Here is a 17,592-nt window from a genome sequence, read left to right as displayed (position 1 = left end):
GCTGTTCGATCGATGTTTCTGTCGACATTTGCACGACAATCTGCAACATATCGCTACCTGCCCCTCATGGGCGCTGTGTTCAACACTCAACGGAAGTGATTGGTATGACCCGCTACACGTTCGACTGCATTGAGGGCCATACGGCCGGCATGCCCGTTCGCCTAATTGTCTCTGGGCAGCCAGAGCTCGTAGGCGAGACACAGAGCGAGAGGCGACTGGATTTTATCACAAGGTACGATTGGATCCGCAGTGGACTGATGTGTGAACCGAGGGGCCATGAGATGATGTCGGGGGCAATGCTGGTTCCCTCGACACGGGAAGACTGCGATACAGGCGTACTCTACCTTGAGACATCAGGATGTATTCCGATGTGCGGTCATGCCACGATAGGATTGGTGACATTCATCATCGAAAAGGCGTTACTCGAACCGACTACGCCAGGAGTTGTGCGGCTAGACACCCCTGCCGGGGTTGTAGAGGCAAAATACGAAAAGACCGGCGACAAAGTCAGTGGGGTTCGGTTCAGCAACGTACCCTCGTTTGTTCTTGCCCGGAGCGTAGAATTGAACCACCCCGACCTCGGTCCCATCGTTTTCGACATAGCTTACGGGGGCAATTTCTATCCCATCGTCGAGAGCCAGAAAAACTTCAGGGACTGCGCCGACTATTCGCCTGAAGAGTTGCGGCGAATGGCGCAGGTTCTCGTGAAAATGCTGCCCGGCGTCATTGACGTTGTCCACCCGGATAACCCCAGTATTCGAGGCGCGCATCATACAATGTGGTGCGGCGCACCCACGAACGGCGGCGATGCACGTGCTGTCGTGATCGCCACTCCGAAGATCATCGATCGCTCACCCTGCGGTACAGGCACGTCGGCGCGTGTAGCGCTCAGGGCAGCCCGAGGAGAGCAGGAAATCGGCGATGTCTTCATCCATGAGAGCTTGATAGGATCAACGTTCAAGGGCCGGATCGAGCGGCACGTAACCCTGGCGGCAGGCATGCCTGCAATCATTCCAAGCGTCGAAGGGAACGCCTACATAACAGGCGCATCCACTCACTTGATTGATGACCAGGAGCCATATGTTGAGGGTTTCCTGAGCTGACCTTAGGTCACCTGTTGATCTAAGCGTCAGCAATTTTTTGGCCAATATCCTTCGCAGCCGTCACTTGACCCACTTGCAGCAACATGCCGCATAACAATCCTTCCAAGCTCGTTTCGCGCTTTTCTGGCACTGATTTTGAAGAGATGGTCGATACCTTCACGCGCCATTTCGGCCCGTTGGAAGCATCCCCCACCGGCCCTTCGCAAAAGTTCCAATGGAATGCCGATTTTTGGAGCAGTGGCACCACGACGTTGGTCGCCGGTCAGTATTTAACCGGGTGGCAGGTGCGCGCCGAACCCGAAATGGCCGAATGGCTATCAATTCTCCTGCCACGCGAGGGCGCTATCGATGTGACTGTCGGTCACCGTGCCTTTGAAGGACTGCCTGGAAAACTGCTTCTGGTCAACAATCATCAGGCTGATCGCTTCGTCGTGCGCGGCGCTCCACACGTGTCCGATGTCTTGCGTTTGGACTGGACCCTCATCGCGAAGGCGGTCTCCGGAGTCCTTGACGTGCCATTGACTGGGACGCTGGACTTACATCCCCCGATCGACCTCTCTTCTGTCGAAGGAAAAGTCATGCAAAATTTACTGGAAGCGATCGTGACCGGCATGCGAAACGATGGGCCGCTCCTTCACGCGCCTGTTGCGATGTCGAATTTGACCAGTGCACTGGCGGAACTGGTGGTGCGATCGGTGCCTCATCGGCTCTCATATCTCCTGGACAAGAATGCTGCGATGATTGCCCCGTGGCATGTGCATCGGGCCATTGATTTCATGCGCGCGAATACCGATCGGCCAATTACGATGGCTGCGGTCGCTGAAACGGTGGGTGTTTCGATACGCGCTCTTGAGAACGGCTTTCGGACGTTCAAGGAAACGACACCTTCGGCCTATCTGCGCGCTATCCGGCTCCGCGCTGCGCATGCCGACCTTCTTGATCCTGCGAATCAACAATCCATCAAAGAGATATCCCTCAAATGGGGCTTCTTTCATTTCGGCCGTTTTTCCACTGCGTATCGAGAGGCATACGGAGAGAAGCCATCCGATACAAAAAGGCGAGCGACAAGCGCTTAAACAGAGTTCCCTTGTCCAATCTTGGAAGTTTTGTCCGCCTTCCGCACCGTGACACAGCTCAGGGTAGCGAACTTTAGGACCTGTTAAGCTTTACAATAAATTCATGGGGCGCCCATCCGGTCCGCGGCGGAAACGTCTGCACGGGAGCGGGCAGGGCCACTTGCTATTGCGCAGCAGGCAATTCCGTCCGACGCCTTTTCGAATGATTTGAAAGGTGGTTTCGCTCAAAACGACGTGGAAGCATGACGCCCTCCTGTCCTCATGAACCGGAGAACGCGCATCCTGCGAACCATGTCATTGCCTCTTCCCGCGTATAGCGCAAGCAGCTGAAAGTCAGCGCTATGCATCACTGAAGCATATTCAGCCCAAACTGGACGATTTTTGCCATGCCACACATCAAGCATCTGAGAACATCATCTAAGATCGCGACCATCTTCGCCATCCTTCTTGTCGTAGCCTGTACGATAAGCGTCTTCAACTATCGCAGCCTTCACTTCGTCGATCAGACGAGCGGGTGGGTCCAGCATACCAATGAGGTCCTCAGGGCTACGAACCGACTGCTTCTTGGGATGGTCAACCAAGAGACAGGGGTTCGCGGCTATCTCATCTCCGGCGACGAATCATTCCTGGGCCCCTTCAGAGAGGGACAGCAACTCTACGAAGAATCGCTGGCGCAGGCGAAAGAGTTGACGGCGGATAATCCGACGCAGCAAAAACGCCTCGACGATCTGGATGTGCTGGCAAGAGCGTGGCGCGCAAATGTCGCCGACGAGGAGATCGCCCTCATCAAGAAGTCCGACCAAATAGAGGTCGCCCGGAAAATGGAGGCGAGCGGGGCCGGAAAACAATCCATGGATGGCATCCGAAAGCTTGTTGCAGAGATCCAGGCCGAAGAACGCGCTCTCATGATCGAGCGCAACGCCGCTGGACGCGCGGCCGTAGACTCGTCGGACTGGACCGCCATGGGAGGAATGGCGGTGATGGCGGCATTTGCGGTGCTTGCCGGTTTCGCCCTCTATCGTGGTATTGCAGCTCCGATCGCCAGCACGACGGGCGTCATGCGCAAGCTCGCCGATGGAGACCTCGCGGTCGAAATTCCTTTTACCGATCTCAGGAATGAGCTTGGCGATATGGCGCGCGCTGTCGAGGTGTTCAAGCAGAACGGCATCAAGGTGCGTGAGATGAGCGACCAGGAAGCAGCGCTGCAGGCCAAGAGCGCCGACCTTCAGTCGAGCATCGGCCAGGTGGTGGCGGCGGCCGTCGCCGGCGATTTCACACAGCGCATCTCCAAGGACTATGACAACGCCGATCTCAATCGGTTTGCCGCCCAAGTCAACGACCTGGTGACATCGGTCGATACAGGTATCGCTGAAACACGCAGGGTGGTGTCGGCTTTGGCTGCGGGCGATCTGACCGAGAGCATGCGCGGGGAGTTCCAGGGAGCCTTTGGCGAACTGCAGCAAAACGTCAATGCGACGATGGCCAATCTCCGCGCGGTGCTCGGCGAAGTCCGTTCCGCGGTGGAGACCATCAACAGCGGTGCGACCGAGATGCGAAGCGCCTCCGGTGATCTGTCGAAGCGCACGGAGCAACAGGCGGCCTCGCTGGAGGAAACCTCCTCGGCGCTCGAGGAAATCACCGTCGCGGTTAGAAGCTCTACAGAGCGGGCGACGGAAGCCAGCCATATGGTCGACGAAGCCCGCAGGAGCACCGAGCAGTCGAGCGCCGTCGTGACGGACGCGGTCTCGGCCATGGGAAGAATCGAGCAGGCCTCCGGCGAGATCGGTCAGATCATCAACGTCATCGACGAGATCGCCTTCCAGACCAATCTTCTGGCATTGAACGCCGGCGTCGAAGCAGCGCGTGCGGGAGATGCGGGCAAGGGTTTCGCCGTCGTTGCCCAGGAAGTGCGCGAGCTTGCCCAGCGCTCAGCCGGGGCGGCCAAGGACATCAAGGCGCTGATCTCGCGTTCGAGCGGCGAGGTCCAATCCGGCGTAAAGCTTGTGACTGCGACCGGCGAAGCCCTCACCCTGATCCAGGGACATGTGGTCAAGATCAACGAGCATGTGCATTCGATCGCGAGAGCCGCCAAGGAGCAATCGACAGGCTTGTCGGAGGTCTCGACCGCCGTCAACCACATGGATCAGGTGACACAACAGAATGCGGCGATGGTCGAGGAATCGACGGCGGCGACCAATCGGCTCGCCGACGAGGCGTCCAATCTCTCACGGCTGATCGCCCGCTTCAGGGTGGATGGCTCGACATCGGGTCCGCGTATCGTCGCCCACGACGCCCGCCCCGCCGCCTCGCCGGCGCGTGCACTCGGGCTAAAGGTCGCCGGCGCGTTCGGTGGAGGCCGAACCGCGACTGCGGCGGCAGGATGGGAGGATTTCTGATGACTTGGGACAGCAAACGCAGCCCGGGTACGCCGTTGGAAATCATCGCCTTTCATCTCGGCGACCAGCAATTCTGCGTCGAGACCACCTCGATCCGGGAAATCCGAGGATGGGCAGCGTCAACACCGCTGCCCCACGCGCCGCCGCATGTGCTCGGCGTGATGAATCTGCGCGGCTCGGTCATCCCCATTATCGATCTGGCTGCGCGTCTCGGCGTCCGCAGCACGATCGACACAAGCCGTGCCGCCATCGTCGTTGCAGAAGTGGGAAACAACATCGTCGGCCTTGTGGTCGATCAGGTCTCCGATATTCTTTCGATCCGCGGCGACCAGATTCAGCCGGTGCCCGATCTCGGCATGACCTTCAACGCCAGCTATTCGCACGGCATCATCCCGCTTGAACGCGGCATGGTTTGCTTCCTCGACCTCGACAACATGTTCGCCAATCTCGATGAGACTGCGGCAGCCTGACCGATCGCCAGCAAACGCAGGCGCAAGCTCGCGGTCGACGCTGCGTTCATCGACAAAAAACGAAGTGAGAAGAACAAATGTCCCATACTGCTGTATTTACACCTGACAACCAGAACCGCTCGCAAGAAGCCGAGATCACTGGCCAAATGGATGTCGCTGTCTTGGAAATCCTCGAACGTGGCCGCAGTGAGATTCTCCAAATAACCAACTACCTGGAGGCACTTTATGCAAGAGTTCTCGCCGAGACAGCTGGAGCGACTGCCCTCTTGGTGATCGCGGGCGAGACGTCATCCAACCCTCTCCAAGCTGCTTAAGCCAAACCGGTTAGCGTTCACTTCCAAGCCGTCCAGCGCACGCCTCGATCGGCCATCGTCTGATTGACGTGTTGCTGCAGGACGAACTGATGCTCGAAGCGATCGCGCAGGATGTCGAACGGGCCGACGAACTGGGCCACGCAAGAAGCCCTGGTCTGGTTGCCGGCCCGATCAAAGCCGCCTGCGGACGATGCTCGCGTGGAATTGTGCGCCATAGATGAGCGCCTCGTCGTTAAAATCGTAGGTCGGATTGTGCAACGGGGCAGAGTGTGTGCCATTGCCGAGGAAGACGAAGCACCCAGGTACGAAGTCGAGGAAACGGGCGAAATCCTCCGAGCCGGTCATCGGCTCCCGACGCACGGCGACGTTATTCGGCTCGAAAACATCTGCGGCGGCTGCGAATGCCTCGTTGGTCAGCGCGGCGTCGTTCAGGAGCGGCACGAATTCCCTGGTATAGCTGACCTCGGCCGAGACATTGTAGGTCAGCGCCGTGCCTTTGGCGATCACGCGCATCTGCTTCTCGATCTCGGCGCTCACCTCCGGCCGGAAGCTTCGAGCGTCACCCAGAATGCGCGCCAGCCCCGGCAGGGCATTGCGCGTGCCGTCGGTGACAAGCTCGGTGACTGAGACGACGCTGATATCAGTCGGGTTCAGCCGGCGCGAGACGATCGTCTGGAGATTCGTGACAAGTGCGCAGGCCGCCACCAGCACCTCGTTTCCGCCATGCGGCCGCGCCGCGTGACCGCCGATGCCACGCAGCACGATCTCGAAATTGTCCTCGGCCGACATGATCGCGCCGGGACGCGTCTCGAAATGCCCGACTGGAAGACCCGGCATGTTATGGATGCCGTAGATCTCGTCGAAGGGGAAGCGGTGCATGATGCCATCCTCGATCATCGCCAGCGCGCCCCTGCCCCATTCTTCGGCGGGTTGGAAGACGAAGCGAACCGTGCCATCGAAGCCACCCTCTTCGGCGAGCATCTTTGCAGCACCCAGCAACATCGCCGTATGGCCGTCGTGCCCGCAGGCATGCATGACACCAGCATTCTTCGAGGCATAGGGCAGGTTGCCCTGTTCGGGAATGCGAAGCGCATCCATATCGGCACGCAGCGCGACCGAGCGATTACCGCTTCCCCGCTTCAATGTGCCTACAACGCCAGTGCCGCCAATCCCCTCGACGACCTCATCGAAACCGAATTCCCGAAGCTTTGCGGCGACGAAAGCCGATGTCCGCTTCTCTTCGAAGCCAAATTCGGGGTGAGCGTGAAGGTGGTGACGCCAGGCGCGCATGTCAGAAACCAGTTGATCGATGTCCATCTATTCCCCTCCCACGAGCTTGCGGACGACGTCGAGCAGGACATTGGCACCCGCGACCAGTTCGTCGTCTCCGGTGAATTCCTTGGGATTGTGACTGATGCCGCCCTTGCTCGGCACAAAAATCATGGCCGCCGGCGCCATGCGCGCGATCATTTGCGCATCATGGCCAGCACCGGAGGTCATGCGCCGCCAGGAGAGCCCCCGTGCCCTGGCAGCCGCCTCGATGCCCGCGACGATGCCGGCATCGAAGGTCACCGGCTCGAAGCGGGCCAACCGCTCGACGCTGATGGCCACACCCTCCTCCCCCGAGAGCATCTTGAGGAAATCGGCAAGAGCCGCCTCCTCCTGCTTCAGCCGCTCTTCATCCGGATCGCGCAGATCGACCGTGAAGGTCACCCGAGAGGGAATGACGTTGATCGCGTTGGGCTCGAAGGCCATGCAGCCAACCGTCGCCACCGTCGGCGTGTTCGAGGCCTTGGCGCGATCACGCAGGAATGTGATGACGCGGGCGGCAGCATAGCCGGCATCGCGGCGCATGGAGATCGGGGTCGTACCGGCATGGTTTGCATCACCCTCGACACTCACCTTCTGCCAGGAAATGCCCTGCAGGTTTTCCACTGCCCCGATCGCAACGCCCTCGCGCTCCAGCACTGGGCCCTGCTCGATATGCAATTCCATATAGGCACACGGTTTCAGAAAGCCCGGCTCGCGGTCGCCCGCATAGCCGATGCGGCGAAGCTCGTCGCCGAGCACAGATCCGTCAGTCCCGACCGTCGCCAGCGCCGTCTCGACATCCAGCCCGCCGGCATAGACGAGTGAGCCCATCATGTCGGGCGTGTACCGCACGCCCTCCTCATTGGTGAAGGCGACAACGACGATGGGCCGCACCGGCACGAAGCCAGAAGACTTTAGCGTCTCGATGACCTCCAGTCCCGCAAGCACGCCGTAGCATCCGTCATAGATGCCGGCATTGATGACGGTGTCGATATGCGAGCCGAGCATCAGCGGCGGACGATCCGCCGTGTCCTCTGCCCAGATGCCGAAGATGTTGCCGATACGGTCGACCGCGATCTCAAGCCCCGCCGCTTCCAGCCAGGAGACCAGGCGGTTACGGCCGTCCCGTTCGCTGTCGGACGCGGCAAGCCGTGTCAGCCGGCCCTCGCCATTTCGGCCGATAGCGCCGAGTTCACGCAAACGGCCGAGCAGCCGGACGGCGTCGATGGAAGGCGCCGTCATGCGGCACCCCGCGATAGGACCTCAGCGGGCGAAGCTCCGACGATCTCCTGATAGCGACCGGGATCGGTCGCACCCTCTGTATTGACCACGAAGACGCGGGATTCTTTACCGATGGAAAGGGCGGCCTTGACTTCGGGATCAGCAACCGCCTTCAGGAAGCCTGCGAGGCCCACGCCGCCGCTTTCGCCGGAGACGACCGCCGGATCACCCGCGACAGGATTGGCAAGACGCCGCATCACCGAGAGGGCATCCTCCTCATCGACCGTCAGGAAGGCATCGGCGGCGCGCGAGAGGATGCGCCAGGCAACGCGCGACGGTTCGTAGCATTCGAGCATCGCCATAACTGTTGGCTCGCCATGCGGCACCTTCACCGGATGGCCGGCACGCGCCGTCTCGAACAGGCAGGCAGCGCGCGCTGGATCGACGACGGTGAAGACCGGCCGCTCATCGCCGAGCACGATCGCCAAATGTCCGGCGACGGCCGCCGCGATGCCGCCGACGCCGGCTTGGATGAACACGTGGGTGGGCGGTGCCGGGATCTGGCGCAGCGCCTCGCGTACGAGCGCGGTGTAACCCTGCATCACCAGCCCCGGAATGCGCTCATAGCCGGGCCATGAGGTGTCTGAGACGATCGTCCAGTTGCGCTCCTCGGCAACGCGAGCGGCCTCCTGCACGGAATCGTCGTAGCTGCCCTCAACGCGAATCATCTCCGCACCAAACCGGGCGATCGCCCGCACGCGCGCATCGCTGACGCCGGAATGCACGAAGATAGCCGAGCGCGCGCCAACGAGCTGGGCACCCTGGGCAACCGAGCGGCCGTGATTGCCATCGGTGGCGCAGGCGAAGGTCATGCTTTCTGCGATCTGCCGAACGTCCGAAGAATGCAGCGCTGCCATATCTATCGTCCGTCCCTGTCGCACTGAAGCTTCCTCCAAGACGAGGCGGATGACAGCGTAGGCGCCGCCAAGTGCCTTGAAGCTGCCGAGCCCCAGCCGCTGCCCCTCGTCCTTGACGTGGATCGCCCCGACGCCGGTTGCCGCGGCGAGACCGGGCAGAGAAACGAGCGGCGTCTCCGCGTGATGGTCACGGTATTGCAGATGATGCTCCACGTCTGCCGCCGCTTCGAGAGCGAGCATATCAGCATCGGCAGGCTCGAGCGCACGTCGGTGATCGGAATGGGCGTTGCGGAGAAACATGCGGGCCTCCTTGGCTGTCCTGCAGAAACATATTGCAGGGGAGGCGAAAAAGGCGCTGATACTTGGAGGTGTTTTTGCAAGTTTGTTTCGCGGAGTCGCTCTTGCCACCCTCTTCTACCCCGCGGCTCGATGGATTCGACCGCAAAATCCTCGACATTCTGCAGCGCGACAACACGACCCCGCAGAGGACGATCGGCGAGGCCGTTAATCTTTCCGCGCCGGCCGTGCAGCGCCGCATCAAGCGCATGACGGAGGAAGGGGTCATCCGCGCAAATGTCGCCGTGGTCGATCCCGCTGCCGTCGGCCATGCGATTACGATCTTCGTGGAGATAGAGGTTATCAGCGAGACCGCAGAACAGATCGAAGAAGCGAAGCGCCAATTCGCCGCCGAACCGCAGATTCAGCAGTGCTATTACGTCACTGGCGAGGCAGATTTCGTGCTCGTCATTGTCGTGCCGTCCATGGCCGAGTATGAAGCCCTCACGCGCCGCCTCTTCTTCGGAAACAACAACGTCAAGCGCTTCCGCACCTTCGTTGCCATGGATCGCATCAAGGTGGGGCTCGGCGTTCCCACTTAGCGTGTAGCACCCGACGTTGGCGGACCTATGCGTGAGCTTGCCTCAAGTCACGGCGTATCAGATGGACCGACGACAGGACACTGATGAATACGGTCCTCATCGAGTCTTGGATTGACTGCGGCCAAGCGCGTGAGGCTCGACCATTTCCGTCGTCAACGCGGGCTGTTCGGCCAGATCGATGTGATCGCTTCGCGAGTCTCGCAATCCTGCCGGATACGGCCAGTATGGGCCATCAGATCAAACCGCCGTTCACATGCAGGGCTATCGTCAGCGCCAGCGGGTTTTCGGATGAAGGGAAAACTAAGCCAAATCATCCACATTCAGCATCACTGAAAATTCCGGCTCTTGATCTTCAGCGTATCGATATGAAGATCAGGCACGAACATGTCCCTCGCCCGAACGCCCGGAGGCGCTTTTTCGCGGGAATCCGGACTTCCAGGGGAGCCGTGAGCGAACTCATCGCCACGGCCGGTCGCCGGCCGGAATTCGCCATCGCGCTCGGCAAGGCTCGACAGATCGGCCGAGAGATCGAACAGTTGCTGGGCGACCAGGCGAACCACCTCGCCTTCCCGCTGGATCCTGCCGTTGATCGCCATCATGCTGGCGCCGAGCACCACACGCCTCGATCGCTCGAAAAGCCTTGGCCAGACGACGACATTGGCAATGCCGGTTTCATCCTCGATGGTGATGAACATCACGCCTTTGGCCGAACCAGGGCGTTGACGCACCAGCACCAGGCCGGCCGCCATCAGCCATTGCCCGTCCCGCGCCGTCATTGCCTCGGCACAGGTGACGATTCGGCGCTTCGCAAGATCGTCCCGCATGAAACGCAACGGATGCTGCCGGAGCGTCAGGCCGGTGTGGCTATAGTCCTCGACGACGTTATGGCCGTCGGTCATCTGTCTTAGCTCGACTGTCGGCTCCTGCTGCTCGGCAATCGCCCGGACTTCCCGTTCCGCCGCGGCCGTGAAGAGCGGAAGCGGTTCGTCGCGCAACGCCTTGATCGCCCAAAGTGCATCCCGTCGCTCGAGATGGAGAGACGGCAGGAAGGCATCGGCTTCGGCCAACTCCACGAGCGAGGCGACCGGCACACCCGACCGCCGCCACATGTCGTCGACGGAGGCAAAGGGTTCTTCGGCGCGGGCTGCAACGATGCGTGCTGCATCTGCCGTGGCCAATCCGCGCACCAGGCGCATGCCGAGCCGCACCGCATGCCGGCCCGTGCCTTCGACTGGCTCGAGCGTGCAGTCCCAGCGCGATTGGTTGATGCAGATCGGGCGGACCTCGACACCGTGCCCGCGGGCATCACGGACAATCTGGGCAGGAGCATAAAAGCCCATCGGCTGGGAGTTCAGCAGTGCCGCACAGAACACATCAGGGAAATGGCATTTTACATAGTTGGAGGCATAGGCGATCAGCGCGAAGGAGGCGGCATGGCTTTCGGGGAAGCCATAGGAACCAAAACCTTCGAGCTGCGAGAATGTCTTTTCAGCGAATTCCGGCGAATAACCGTTCCGGACCATGCCGGAGACGAGCTTGTCCTTGAACCGTGAGACGCCGCCGGTGAACTTGAAGGTCGCCATGGATTTCCGGAGCTGGTCGGCTTCGCCGCCGGTAAATCCAGCGCAGACCATCGCGACCTTCATCGCCGACTCCTGGAACAGCGGAACACCCAATGTCTTGTGGAGGACCGCCTCCAACTCCGGCGTCGGATATTCGACCTTCTCCTTGCCTTCGCGCCGGCGCAGATAGGGATGTACCATATCGCCCTGGATCGGCCCGGGGCGAACGATCGCCACCTGGATGACGAGGTCGTAGAAGGTCCGCGGCCTCATGCGCGGCAGCATGGACATCTGCGCACGGGATTCGATCTGGAAGGTGCCGAGCGTATCGGCCTTACGGATCATCGCATAAGTGGCCGGATCCTCCTGCGGGATGGTGGCAAGGTCGAGGGTTGCATGCTTGTGCTCGCTGATCAGCGCGAAAGCCTTCGCCATACAGGTCAGCATGCCAAGCGCCAGCACGTCGACCTTCATCATTTTGAGCGCCTCGACGTCATCTTTGTCCCATTCGATCACCTGGCGGTCAACCATCGCCGCCGGCTCGATCGGCACGAGATGATCCAACCTGTCATGGGTCAGAACGAAGCCGCCGGGATGCTGACCGAGATGCCGCGGCGCGCCCATCAGCTGCTGGGCAAGACTCAGGGTCAAAGCGAGGCGGCGATCTCCCGGATTAAGGCCCAGTTCCTTGACCTGCCGCTCACCGACCGTCTCCGACCACGACCAGATCCCCGATGACAATGCGTTGATCAGGTCCTCGGGCAGGCCCAACGCCTTGCCGACATCGCGGATGGCGCCTTTGGCGCGATAGCGGGTCACCGTCGAGCAGAGTGCGGCCTTGTCATGGCCATAGGTCTTGTAAATCCACTGGATCACCTCTTCGCGCCGTTCGTGTTCGAAGTCGACATCGATGTCGGGCGGCTCGTCGCGTTCCTGGCTGACGAACCGTTCGAACAAAAGGTCGTTCGTGTCGGGATCGATCGAGGTGATACCGAGCACATAGCAGACGGCGGAATTGGCCGCCGATCCCCTGCCCTGGCAGAGAATGCCTTGTGACCGGGCATACCGGACGATCGAGAAGACGGTGAGGAAGTAAGGCGCGTACTTCATCGTCTCGATCAGCGTCAGTTCGTGGCGGATCGTCTTTTCGACATGCGCCGGCAGCCCCTCGGGATAGCGCGTTCCGATGCCCTGCCAGGTGTAGTGCTCGAGCGACTGCTGTGCGGTCATGCCCGGGATCAGCGCCTCTTCAGGATACTGATAGACCAGTTCCTCGAGCGAAAACCTGCAGTGCTCGACGATCTCCATCGTGCGTGCGAGGGCTTCCGGGTAGCAGGGAAAGAGACGCGCCATTTCGTCCGGCGGCTTCAGGTAGCGATCGGCATGCCGCTCACGCTCGAAGCCGACATCATCGATGGTGGTGCCGGTGCGGATGCAGGTGACGACATCTTGGAGCTGCCGGCGGCCGGGCTCGTGAAACAGCACGTCATTGGTGACGACGGTCTTCACCCGGTGCTTTATCGCCAGGTTCCACAGCTCATGCAGGCGAAGCTGATCGTTCGGACGACGGCGCAGGCAGAGCGAGACATAGGCGCGGTCGCCGAATACATCGGCCATCTTCCTGAGCTGCACGGCACAGGTCTCATCGGCCAAGTCCGGCACCAGGATACCGATCAGCCCTTCGGCATAGAGCGCGACGTCGTCGAGATGCAGGATGCAGTTGGCTTTCCCGCCTCGTCCCTTGCCCAGCGTCAGAAGCCGGGTCAGCCGGGAATAGGCGGCGCGATCGGTGGGATAGACGAGGATCGACATGCCGTCCTGCAGATCGAGCCGGCAGCCGACGACCAGCCGCAAGCCGGTGGCGCGTGACGCTTCCAGCGCCCGGACGATACCGGCAAGGCTGTTGCGGTCGACAATGCCGAGCGCCTCGATTCCCATGAGCTTTGCGGTGGCGAACAGTTCCTCCGCCGAGCTTGCGCCGCGGAGGAAGGAGAAATGCGTGGTGACCTGGAGTTCGGCATAGCGCATCAGGCGAACACCCCGTGCAGGAACCATTTGTGCGATCCGGTTTCCACATCGACGCCGTCGCCCGATCGAAAGATCCAGAAACGTTCGCCACTGTCATCCTCAATCACGAAGTAGTCGCGAACCGCAGTCCATTCGGAGCCGCGTTTCCACCACTCCCCAAAAATCCGTTCCGGACCGTCGGCGCGCTTCACGCGACGCCGCTTGCCGCGCCAGGTGAAGGACACCGGCGGATGATCGGGCAAGAGTGCAATCACCTCGATCAGTTCTGGACGCGTTAGAAGCCGTGTCGGCCTCGGCCAGTGCATCGGCCAGGTGGCGCCGTCCTCATCGGCCGTCGGCACGATCCGATGGACGCTGCGCTCCGGGACGTCGCTTGCAACCGGCGCGACGCGGAAAATCCGCTGGCCGCCACGATTGCAAAGCACATCGATGAGCGGCGTCACATCGGTAACCTGCTCTTCGATCAGCGAAGAGGCTGACTGCACGTCAATGAGTGGCTCGGCGATAATGGCGGCCAGGCTGAGCTTCTCGATGCCGAAGCCGGGTTCGATCTTCTCGATCCGATCGCGGAAGAGTTTTGTCAGCCAGGCGATATCGCGGACTGGCTTCGCCGTGCCTGCCCGGAGCGACTGAAGCGTGTTGTCGACGCGGTGGATGATGAGGTCGGCTCGCCGCACGCCAAGTCCGCGCTTCTCGAGCTCCAGACAGAGCTGCCGCACCAGACGGCTCACGTATTTCTCAATGGTTTCCGGTGCGCCGATCGGCTCGGCGAAAGATTTTTGGACTTCGACGAGATCCGCGGGCCGGATCGGGTCGATCGGCTCGGCGACGCGGCCGAACAGCTGGTCGAGACGCCGTGCGACCTCGGGACCGAAGCGGAGCGTCAGCGGCGCCCGCGGCGTGGCGGCGAGTTCGCCGACAGTGGCGAAGCCGAGCGTGCGGAGACCTGCAACGGTATCGACCGGCAATCGCAGCGATGACAACGGCAGCCGGTTCACAGCCTTGGCGGTCTCGCCGCGGCCGACAATAACCGTCTCACAGCTGGTGGCACGGGCAAGCGCATGCGCGGCCCCCCAGGTATCGGCGATCGCCGCATGGGCAGCGAGACCTCGGCCGCGGAAGCGATTGACGAGACCGGAGAGCATCAGTTCCTCGCCGCCCTGGAGATGATCGGCGCCTTCCGTATCCATGACGATGCCATCCGGAGGATCCATCGCGACGACGGGGGGAGTATTGCGACAAGGCCCAGAGTGTCAGCCGCTCCAGCGTAGCGAGGTCGGCGACCGGATCGGCATTGATCATCGTGAGACCTTGGACCAGCGCCTGCGCCTTCGCGGCCGGCATGCCGACGCGAAGCCCGAGCTTGAGCGTTGCCCGATCAGCCGCCACAACCCATCGCTTCGAGCCGCTCCTGGCGATCACAACAAGGGGCGTGTCAGGAGACAGCGAAGGATTGGCGCGCCTGATCCGGTCGGTCGGCAGTGTCGGAAGAAAGACAGATACGACCCTGGCCATCGCATGCTCCGATAATAAATTCTCCTCCCTCCCCTGCCCTGACCCGCATGAGCTCCGCCAGCCAGCGCACCCTGCCGACGCCCGGCACAGGGAGCGGCTCGGACGGCAGCACCGAGATCCGCCAGCGGGTTGCCGCGGCCGTCGGCATCCCGAAGTCGGAAGCTTCTGTCTGGCGCCGCCAGCGGCGGATGACCAGACCCAACGTGCCCGACTTTTCCGCCGCCAGCTGCAGCCGGCGGGATGCCGTCATCGGCAGGCGCACCAGCTCGGCGACCACCGCGCCGAGGCCGCCATAGCGCAACGCCTCCTCGAAGCTTGCGAGCACCGTCTCTTCCTTGTCGCACTCGACGAAGATGACGCGGTCGGGATGAAGCCCGACCTGGGCGAGCGCCGGAAAGAAAAGATCGAAGCGCGTCAGGCACCAGACCACCTTGCCGGTCGTGCGCGCCGCGATGCCGCCGATGAAGAGTGCCGCGGCCGCGCCGTCGACCGCGCCGTTGCCGCCGCTGGCCACTTCGTGCAGCGCGCCATAGGCCAATCCTCCGCCCGGCAGCTGCGCATCGATCTCGGGACACCGAACGGCAAGACGCTTCGTTGGCGTGAGCCCGCCCCTTCCAGGCTGGCGATTTTCTCGCGCAGCTCGTCGAGGACGGCATTCGAAGTGGCGACAGCTGCGGTCATGATCTCCTATACGGCAACCCGTTTTCGGCTTGAGATGATGAAATATGTTCTGTATTTGTTCTCAAAGCGAACATGAGTCAATGCGCATGTGGCGCGTGGAAGTTGCGCGAGAGTGCCCATCGAAGAAATCCATGAAGGGATTCAATTCGATGGCAGGAATGGGAATTTTTTCGCATGGCGCGACCGGAGCCTGTGAACGATCTGGATCCGAGACTGAGGGATCACCGTGAGCCGATCATTGAATTCCTCTGTCGCCCATGTCATCGCCACTGCGCAGTTGAGCGCAAGCTGTTGGTGAAAGCATTCGGCGCCAGTGTGAGCTTCGCGGTGATCCGCCGGCGCACGGCGATGGGCTGCGAGCGCATGCAAACGCCGGAGGGTGACAAATGCGGCGCGCACTTCCCATTTCTGGACGAGCGAGATAGTCCTGATGGAAGCTAGGCGATGACAAACGACGAAAACAGCCAGCGTCCGCGCAAGATCGTTCACATCGACATGGATGCGTTCTACGCATCCGTCGAACAGCGCGACAATCCGGAACTCAGGGGCCTGCCGGTTGCGGTCGGCTATCCTGCTGCCCGCGGCGTCGTGGCGGCCGCCAGCTACGAGGCACGCAAGTTCGGCGTTCATTCGGCGATGCCTTCGGTGTCCGCGAAGCGCAAATGCCCCGACCTCATCTTCGTCAGACCGCGCTTTGACGTCTACAAGGCCGTCTCGTTGCAGATCCGTGCGATCTTCGCCGAATACACGCCGATGATCGAGCCACTCTCGCTCGACGAGGCCTATCTCGACGTCACCGAAAACCTGAAGGGGATGGAGATCGCCACCGAGATTGCCGCGACGATCCGGGCGAAGATCAAGCAGGTCACCGGTCTCAATGCGTCGGCCGGAATTTCCTACAACAAGTTCCTGGCCAAGATGGCATCCGACCTGAACAAGCCCAATGGTCAGGCTGTCATCACGCCGAAGAACGGCCCGGCCTTCGTCGAGCAGCTTCCCATCAAGAAGTTTCACGGCGTCGGACCGGCGACTGCCGAAAAGATGCACCGGCTGGGGATCGAGACAGGCGCAGACCTCAAGGACAAGACCCTCGAGTTCCTGGTAGAACATTTCGGGAAGTCGGGGGCCTATTTCTATGGAATTGCCCGGGGCATCGACAATCGCCAGGTCAAGCCGGACCGCGTGCGGAGATCCGTCGGCGCCGAAGACACGTTCTCCGAGGACATCCACTCCTACGGACCGGCGCGCGACGGTCTTCAGCCGCTAATCGAGAAGGTGTGGGGCTATTGCGAGGCCAATGAGATCGGCGCCAAGACCGTCACGCTCAAGGTCAAATATGCCGATTTCAGCCAGATCACCCGCAGCAAGACGGTTGCGGCACCTCTGCAAACGATCGGCGACCTCGAGGAGGTGGTCGGCCTGCTTCTCGCGCCGATCTTTCCGCCGCGCAGGGGAATCCGCCTGCTCGGCGTCACGCTGTCATCATTGGAACGGCAGATCTCTGAAATGGCACCGCAGTTGCGGCTGGCGCTTTAGACCGCCAGCGTTGCCTGGACAGGATCGATCGAATGGCGTTTGACCCGGAATGTCCCTGCCGGCAGCGAGCGAAGGATTTCGGCTTCGGGGAGAAGTCCGTCGAGCCACGCCAGGCGTTGATCTCGTGTCAGTACCGCCATCTGCCGGTCGTGAAACGGCGCGAGATCGGCATTCGCCTCGATTGTCAGGATGGCGTAAGCCTCCGGCCAGTCCTCGATCGCCGGCCGCCAGACCCCCGCGAAATAGAACCAGTCGCCATTGGCGAGCGAAAAGCTGAAGCTCCTGTGGCGAAACTCGGAAGCGGGCACCAGGCAACGGTGGGTTGGAAACGTCCTTCCCTCCGACCGGACGACGTTCACGGCGCGCGCATCGCCGTCGCGCGGGCGCAGTCCTCGATCGTCTCGCGGGGGACGATCTGCTCCTTGAGCGCGCCGGCATCGGCGTAGAAATTGCGCGTCGCCGCGGTGGTGCGGTTGAAAACGGCGATCCTGTAGCCCTTCTCCGCGATCTGAGCGCGAGGTTGGCTCCCATGACGCCGAGGCCGATTAGGCCGATTTCCGCCTGTGACATTGCGGGTCTCCAAA

The 17,592-nt window shown here is 61.5% G+C and carries 13 protein-coding genes and 4 pseudogenes; 8 read left to right on the top strand and 9 right to left on the bottom strand.

Annotation, left to right across the window (positions count from 1 at the left end):
- Positions 1-104 precede the first annotated feature (104 nt).
- From SINAR_RS0131930 to SINAR_RS0131910, 5 genes are all read left to right on the top strand, one after another.
- A complete protein-coding gene (locus SINAR_RS0131930; RefSeq protein WP_028002794.1) occupies positions 105-1,103 on the top strand; it encodes a 4-hydroxyproline epimerase in 999 nt (332 codons plus the stop codon).
- 83 nt (positions 1,104-1,186) lie between these two features.
- On the top strand, positions 1,187-2,179 hold the full coding sequence (locus SINAR_RS0131925) for a helix-turn-helix transcriptional regulator (RefSeq protein WP_028002793.1): 993 nt from the start codon (positions 1,187-1,189) through the stop codon (positions 2,177-2,179).
- A gap of 386 nt (positions 2,180-2,565) precedes the next feature.
- Entirely contained in the window at positions 2,566-4,575 is a 2,010-nt protein-coding gene (locus SINAR_RS0131920; RefSeq protein WP_084617849.1) for a methyl-accepting chemotaxis protein, read from the top strand.
- Positions 4,575-5,045: a chemotaxis protein CheW gene (locus SINAR_RS0131915; RefSeq protein ID WP_028002791.1), complete on the top strand. Its 471-nt coding sequence runs from the start codon at positions 4,575-4,577 to the stop codon at positions 5,043-5,045. Before SINAR_RS0131920 ends, SINAR_RS0131915 begins: the two co-directional genes overlap by 1 nt.
- Positions 5,046-5,122: 77 nt before the next feature.
- The gene (locus tag SINAR_RS0131910) at positions 5,123-5,359 is read left to right on the top strand and encodes an S-adenosylmethionine synthetase N-terminal domain-containing protein (RefSeq protein ID WP_028002790.1); all 237 of its coding nucleotides are present in this window, start codon (positions 5,123-5,125) and stop codon (positions 5,357-5,359) included.
- A gap of 17 nt (positions 5,360-5,376) precedes the next feature.
- Here SINAR_RS0131910 and SINAR_RS1000000138235 read toward each other — a convergent pair whose 3' ends face one another.
- Genes SINAR_RS1000000138235 through SINAR_RS0131890 form a run of 4 tightly spaced genes read right to left on the bottom strand, consistent with a single transcriptional unit; the run spans position 5,377 to position 9,108 of the window.
- A complete protein-coding gene (locus SINAR_RS1000000138235; protein ID WP_268828466.1) occupies positions 5,377-5,499 on the bottom strand; it encodes a hypothetical protein in 123 nt (40 codons plus the stop codon).
- Positions 5,500-5,530: 31 nt separating this feature from the next.
- Positions 5,531-6,676, bottom strand: coding sequence for a M20 aminoacylase family protein (locus SINAR_RS0131900; RefSeq protein WP_028002789.1), 1,146 nt, complete (start codon positions 6,674-6,676; stop codon positions 5,531-5,533).
- Complete coding sequence (locus SINAR_RS0131895) at positions 6,677-7,912, bottom strand: Zn-dependent hydrolase (protein ID WP_028002788.1); 1,236 nt, start codon at positions 7,910-7,912, stop codon at positions 6,677-6,679.
- Positions 7,909-9,108 (bottom strand): diaminopropionate ammonia-lyase, encoded by a 1,200-nt coding sequence (locus SINAR_RS0131890; protein WP_028002787.1) that lies wholly within the window; start codon positions 9,106-9,108, stop codon positions 7,909-7,911. The genes SINAR_RS0131895 and SINAR_RS0131890 overlap by 4 nt, the downstream gene beginning before the upstream one ends.
- Before the next feature lie 101 nt (positions 9,109-9,209).
- Here SINAR_RS0131890 and SINAR_RS0131885 point away from each other — a divergent pair, with 101 nt between their 5' ends.
- Entirely contained in the window at positions 9,210-9,686 is a 477-nt protein-coding gene (locus tag SINAR_RS0131885; RefSeq protein ID WP_028002786.1) for an Lrp/AsnC family transcriptional regulator, read from the top strand.
- A 326-nt stretch (positions 9,687-10,012) separates the two neighbouring features.
- On the opposite strand, the gene SINAR_RS0131880 is transcribed toward SINAR_RS0131885, so the two are convergent.
- The 3 genes and pseudogenes from SINAR_RS0131880 to SINAR_RS01000000134455 all read right to left on the bottom strand — a co-directional run bounded on the left by SINAR_RS0131880 (position 10,013) and on the right by SINAR_RS01000000134455 (position 15,472).
- A complete protein-coding gene (locus SINAR_RS0131880) occupies positions 10,013-13,276 on the bottom strand; it encodes an error-prone DNA polymerase (RefSeq protein ID WP_028002785.1) in 3,264 nt (1,087 codons plus the stop codon).
- Positions 13,276-14,791 (bottom strand): annotated as a pseudogene (locus tag SINAR_RS01000000134460) (Y-family DNA polymerase). The gene SINAR_RS0131880 and the pseudogene SINAR_RS01000000134460 overlap by 1 nt, the downstream one beginning before the upstream one ends.
- A pseudogene (locus SINAR_RS01000000134455) lies at positions 14,712-15,472 on the bottom strand (ImuA family protein). Before SINAR_RS01000000134455 ends, SINAR_RS01000000134460 begins: the two co-directional pseudogenes overlap by 80 nt.
- A 174-nt stretch (positions 15,473-15,646) precedes the next feature.
- On the opposite strand from SINAR_RS01000000134455, the gene SINAR_RS1000000138060 reads away from it, so the two are divergent.
- Together SINAR_RS1000000138060 and dinB are read left to right on the top strand one after the other, a co-directional pair.
- Positions 15,647-15,913: a hypothetical protein gene (locus tag SINAR_RS1000000138060; RefSeq protein ID WP_028002784.1), complete on the top strand. Its 267-nt coding sequence runs from the start codon at positions 15,647-15,649 to the stop codon at positions 15,911-15,913.
- Positions 15,914-15,916: 3 nt separating this feature from the next.
- Entirely contained in the window at positions 15,917-17,008 is a 1,092-nt protein-coding gene (dinB, locus tag SINAR_RS1000000137490) for a DNA polymerase IV (RefSeq protein ID WP_028002783.1), read from the top strand.
- On the opposite strand, the pseudogene SINAR_RS01000000134450 reads toward dinB, so the two are convergent.
- Together SINAR_RS01000000134450 and SINAR_RS0131850 are read right to left on the bottom strand one after the other, a co-directional pair.
- Positions 17,005-17,400 (bottom strand): annotated as a pseudogene (locus tag SINAR_RS01000000134450) (SOS response-associated peptidase family protein); the annotation flags it as partial. The gene dinB and the pseudogene SINAR_RS01000000134450 sit on opposite strands and share 4 nt — an antisense overlap.
- Positions 17,385-17,578: pseudogene (locus tag SINAR_RS0131850) on the bottom strand (NAD(P)-binding domain-containing protein); the annotation flags it as partial. The pseudogenes SINAR_RS0131850 and SINAR_RS01000000134450, both read right to left, overlap by 16 nt.
- Positions 17,579-17,592 lie beyond the last annotated feature (14 nt).

This window comes from Sinorhizobium arboris LMG 14919 (assembly GCF_000427465.1).
Lineage (GTDB): Bacteria > Pseudomonadota > Alphaproteobacteria > Rhizobiales > Rhizobiaceae > Sinorhizobium > Sinorhizobium arboris.
The sequence above is the reverse complement of the archived record's forward strand: the minus strand, read 5'-3'. Positions and strand labels throughout refer to the sequence as shown.

Bases quoted from the DNA above. Each gene is read 5' to 3' on its own strand.
- SINAR_RS0131925 (WP_028002793.1), top strand. From the start codon at position 1,187: ATGCCGCATAACAATCCTTCCAAGCTCGTTTCGCGCTTTTCTGGCACT.
- SINAR_RS0131880 (WP_028002785.1), bottom strand. From the start codon at position 13,276: ATGCGCTATGCCGAACTCCAGGTCACCACGCATTTCTCCTTCCTCCGC.
- SINAR_RS0131910 (WP_028002790.1), top strand. From the start codon at position 5,123: ATGTCCCATACTGCTGTATTTACACCTGACAACCAGAACCGCTCGCAA.
- SINAR_RS0131915 (WP_028002791.1), top strand. From the start codon at position 4,575: ATGACTTGGGACAGCAAACGCAGCCCGGGTACGCCGTTGGAAATCATC.
- dinB (WP_028002783.1), top strand. From the start codon at position 15,917: ATGACAAACGACGAAAACAGCCAGCGTCCGCGCAAGATCGTTCACATC.
- SINAR_RS0131930 (WP_028002794.1), top strand. From the start codon at position 105: ATGACCCGCTACACGTTCGACTGCATTGAGGGCCATACGGCCGGCATG.
- SINAR_RS0131900 (WP_028002789.1), bottom strand. From the start codon at position 6,676: ATGGACATCGATCAACTGGTTTCTGACATGCGCGCCTGGCGTCACCAC.
- SINAR_RS0131920 (WP_084617849.1), top strand. From the start codon at position 2,566: ATGCCACACATCAAGCATCTGAGAACATCATCTAAGATCGCGACCATC.
- SINAR_RS0131895 (WP_028002788.1), bottom strand. From the start codon at position 7,912: ATGACGGCGCCTTCCATCGACGCCGTCCGGCTGCTCGGCCGTTTGCGT.
- SINAR_RS1000000138060 (WP_028002784.1), top strand. From the start codon at position 15,647: ATGGCGCGACCGGAGCCTGTGAACGATCTGGATCCGAGACTGAGGGAT.
- SINAR_RS0131890 (WP_028002787.1), bottom strand. From the start codon at position 9,108: ATGTTTCTCCGCAACGCCCATTCCGATCACCGACGTGCGCTCGAGCCT.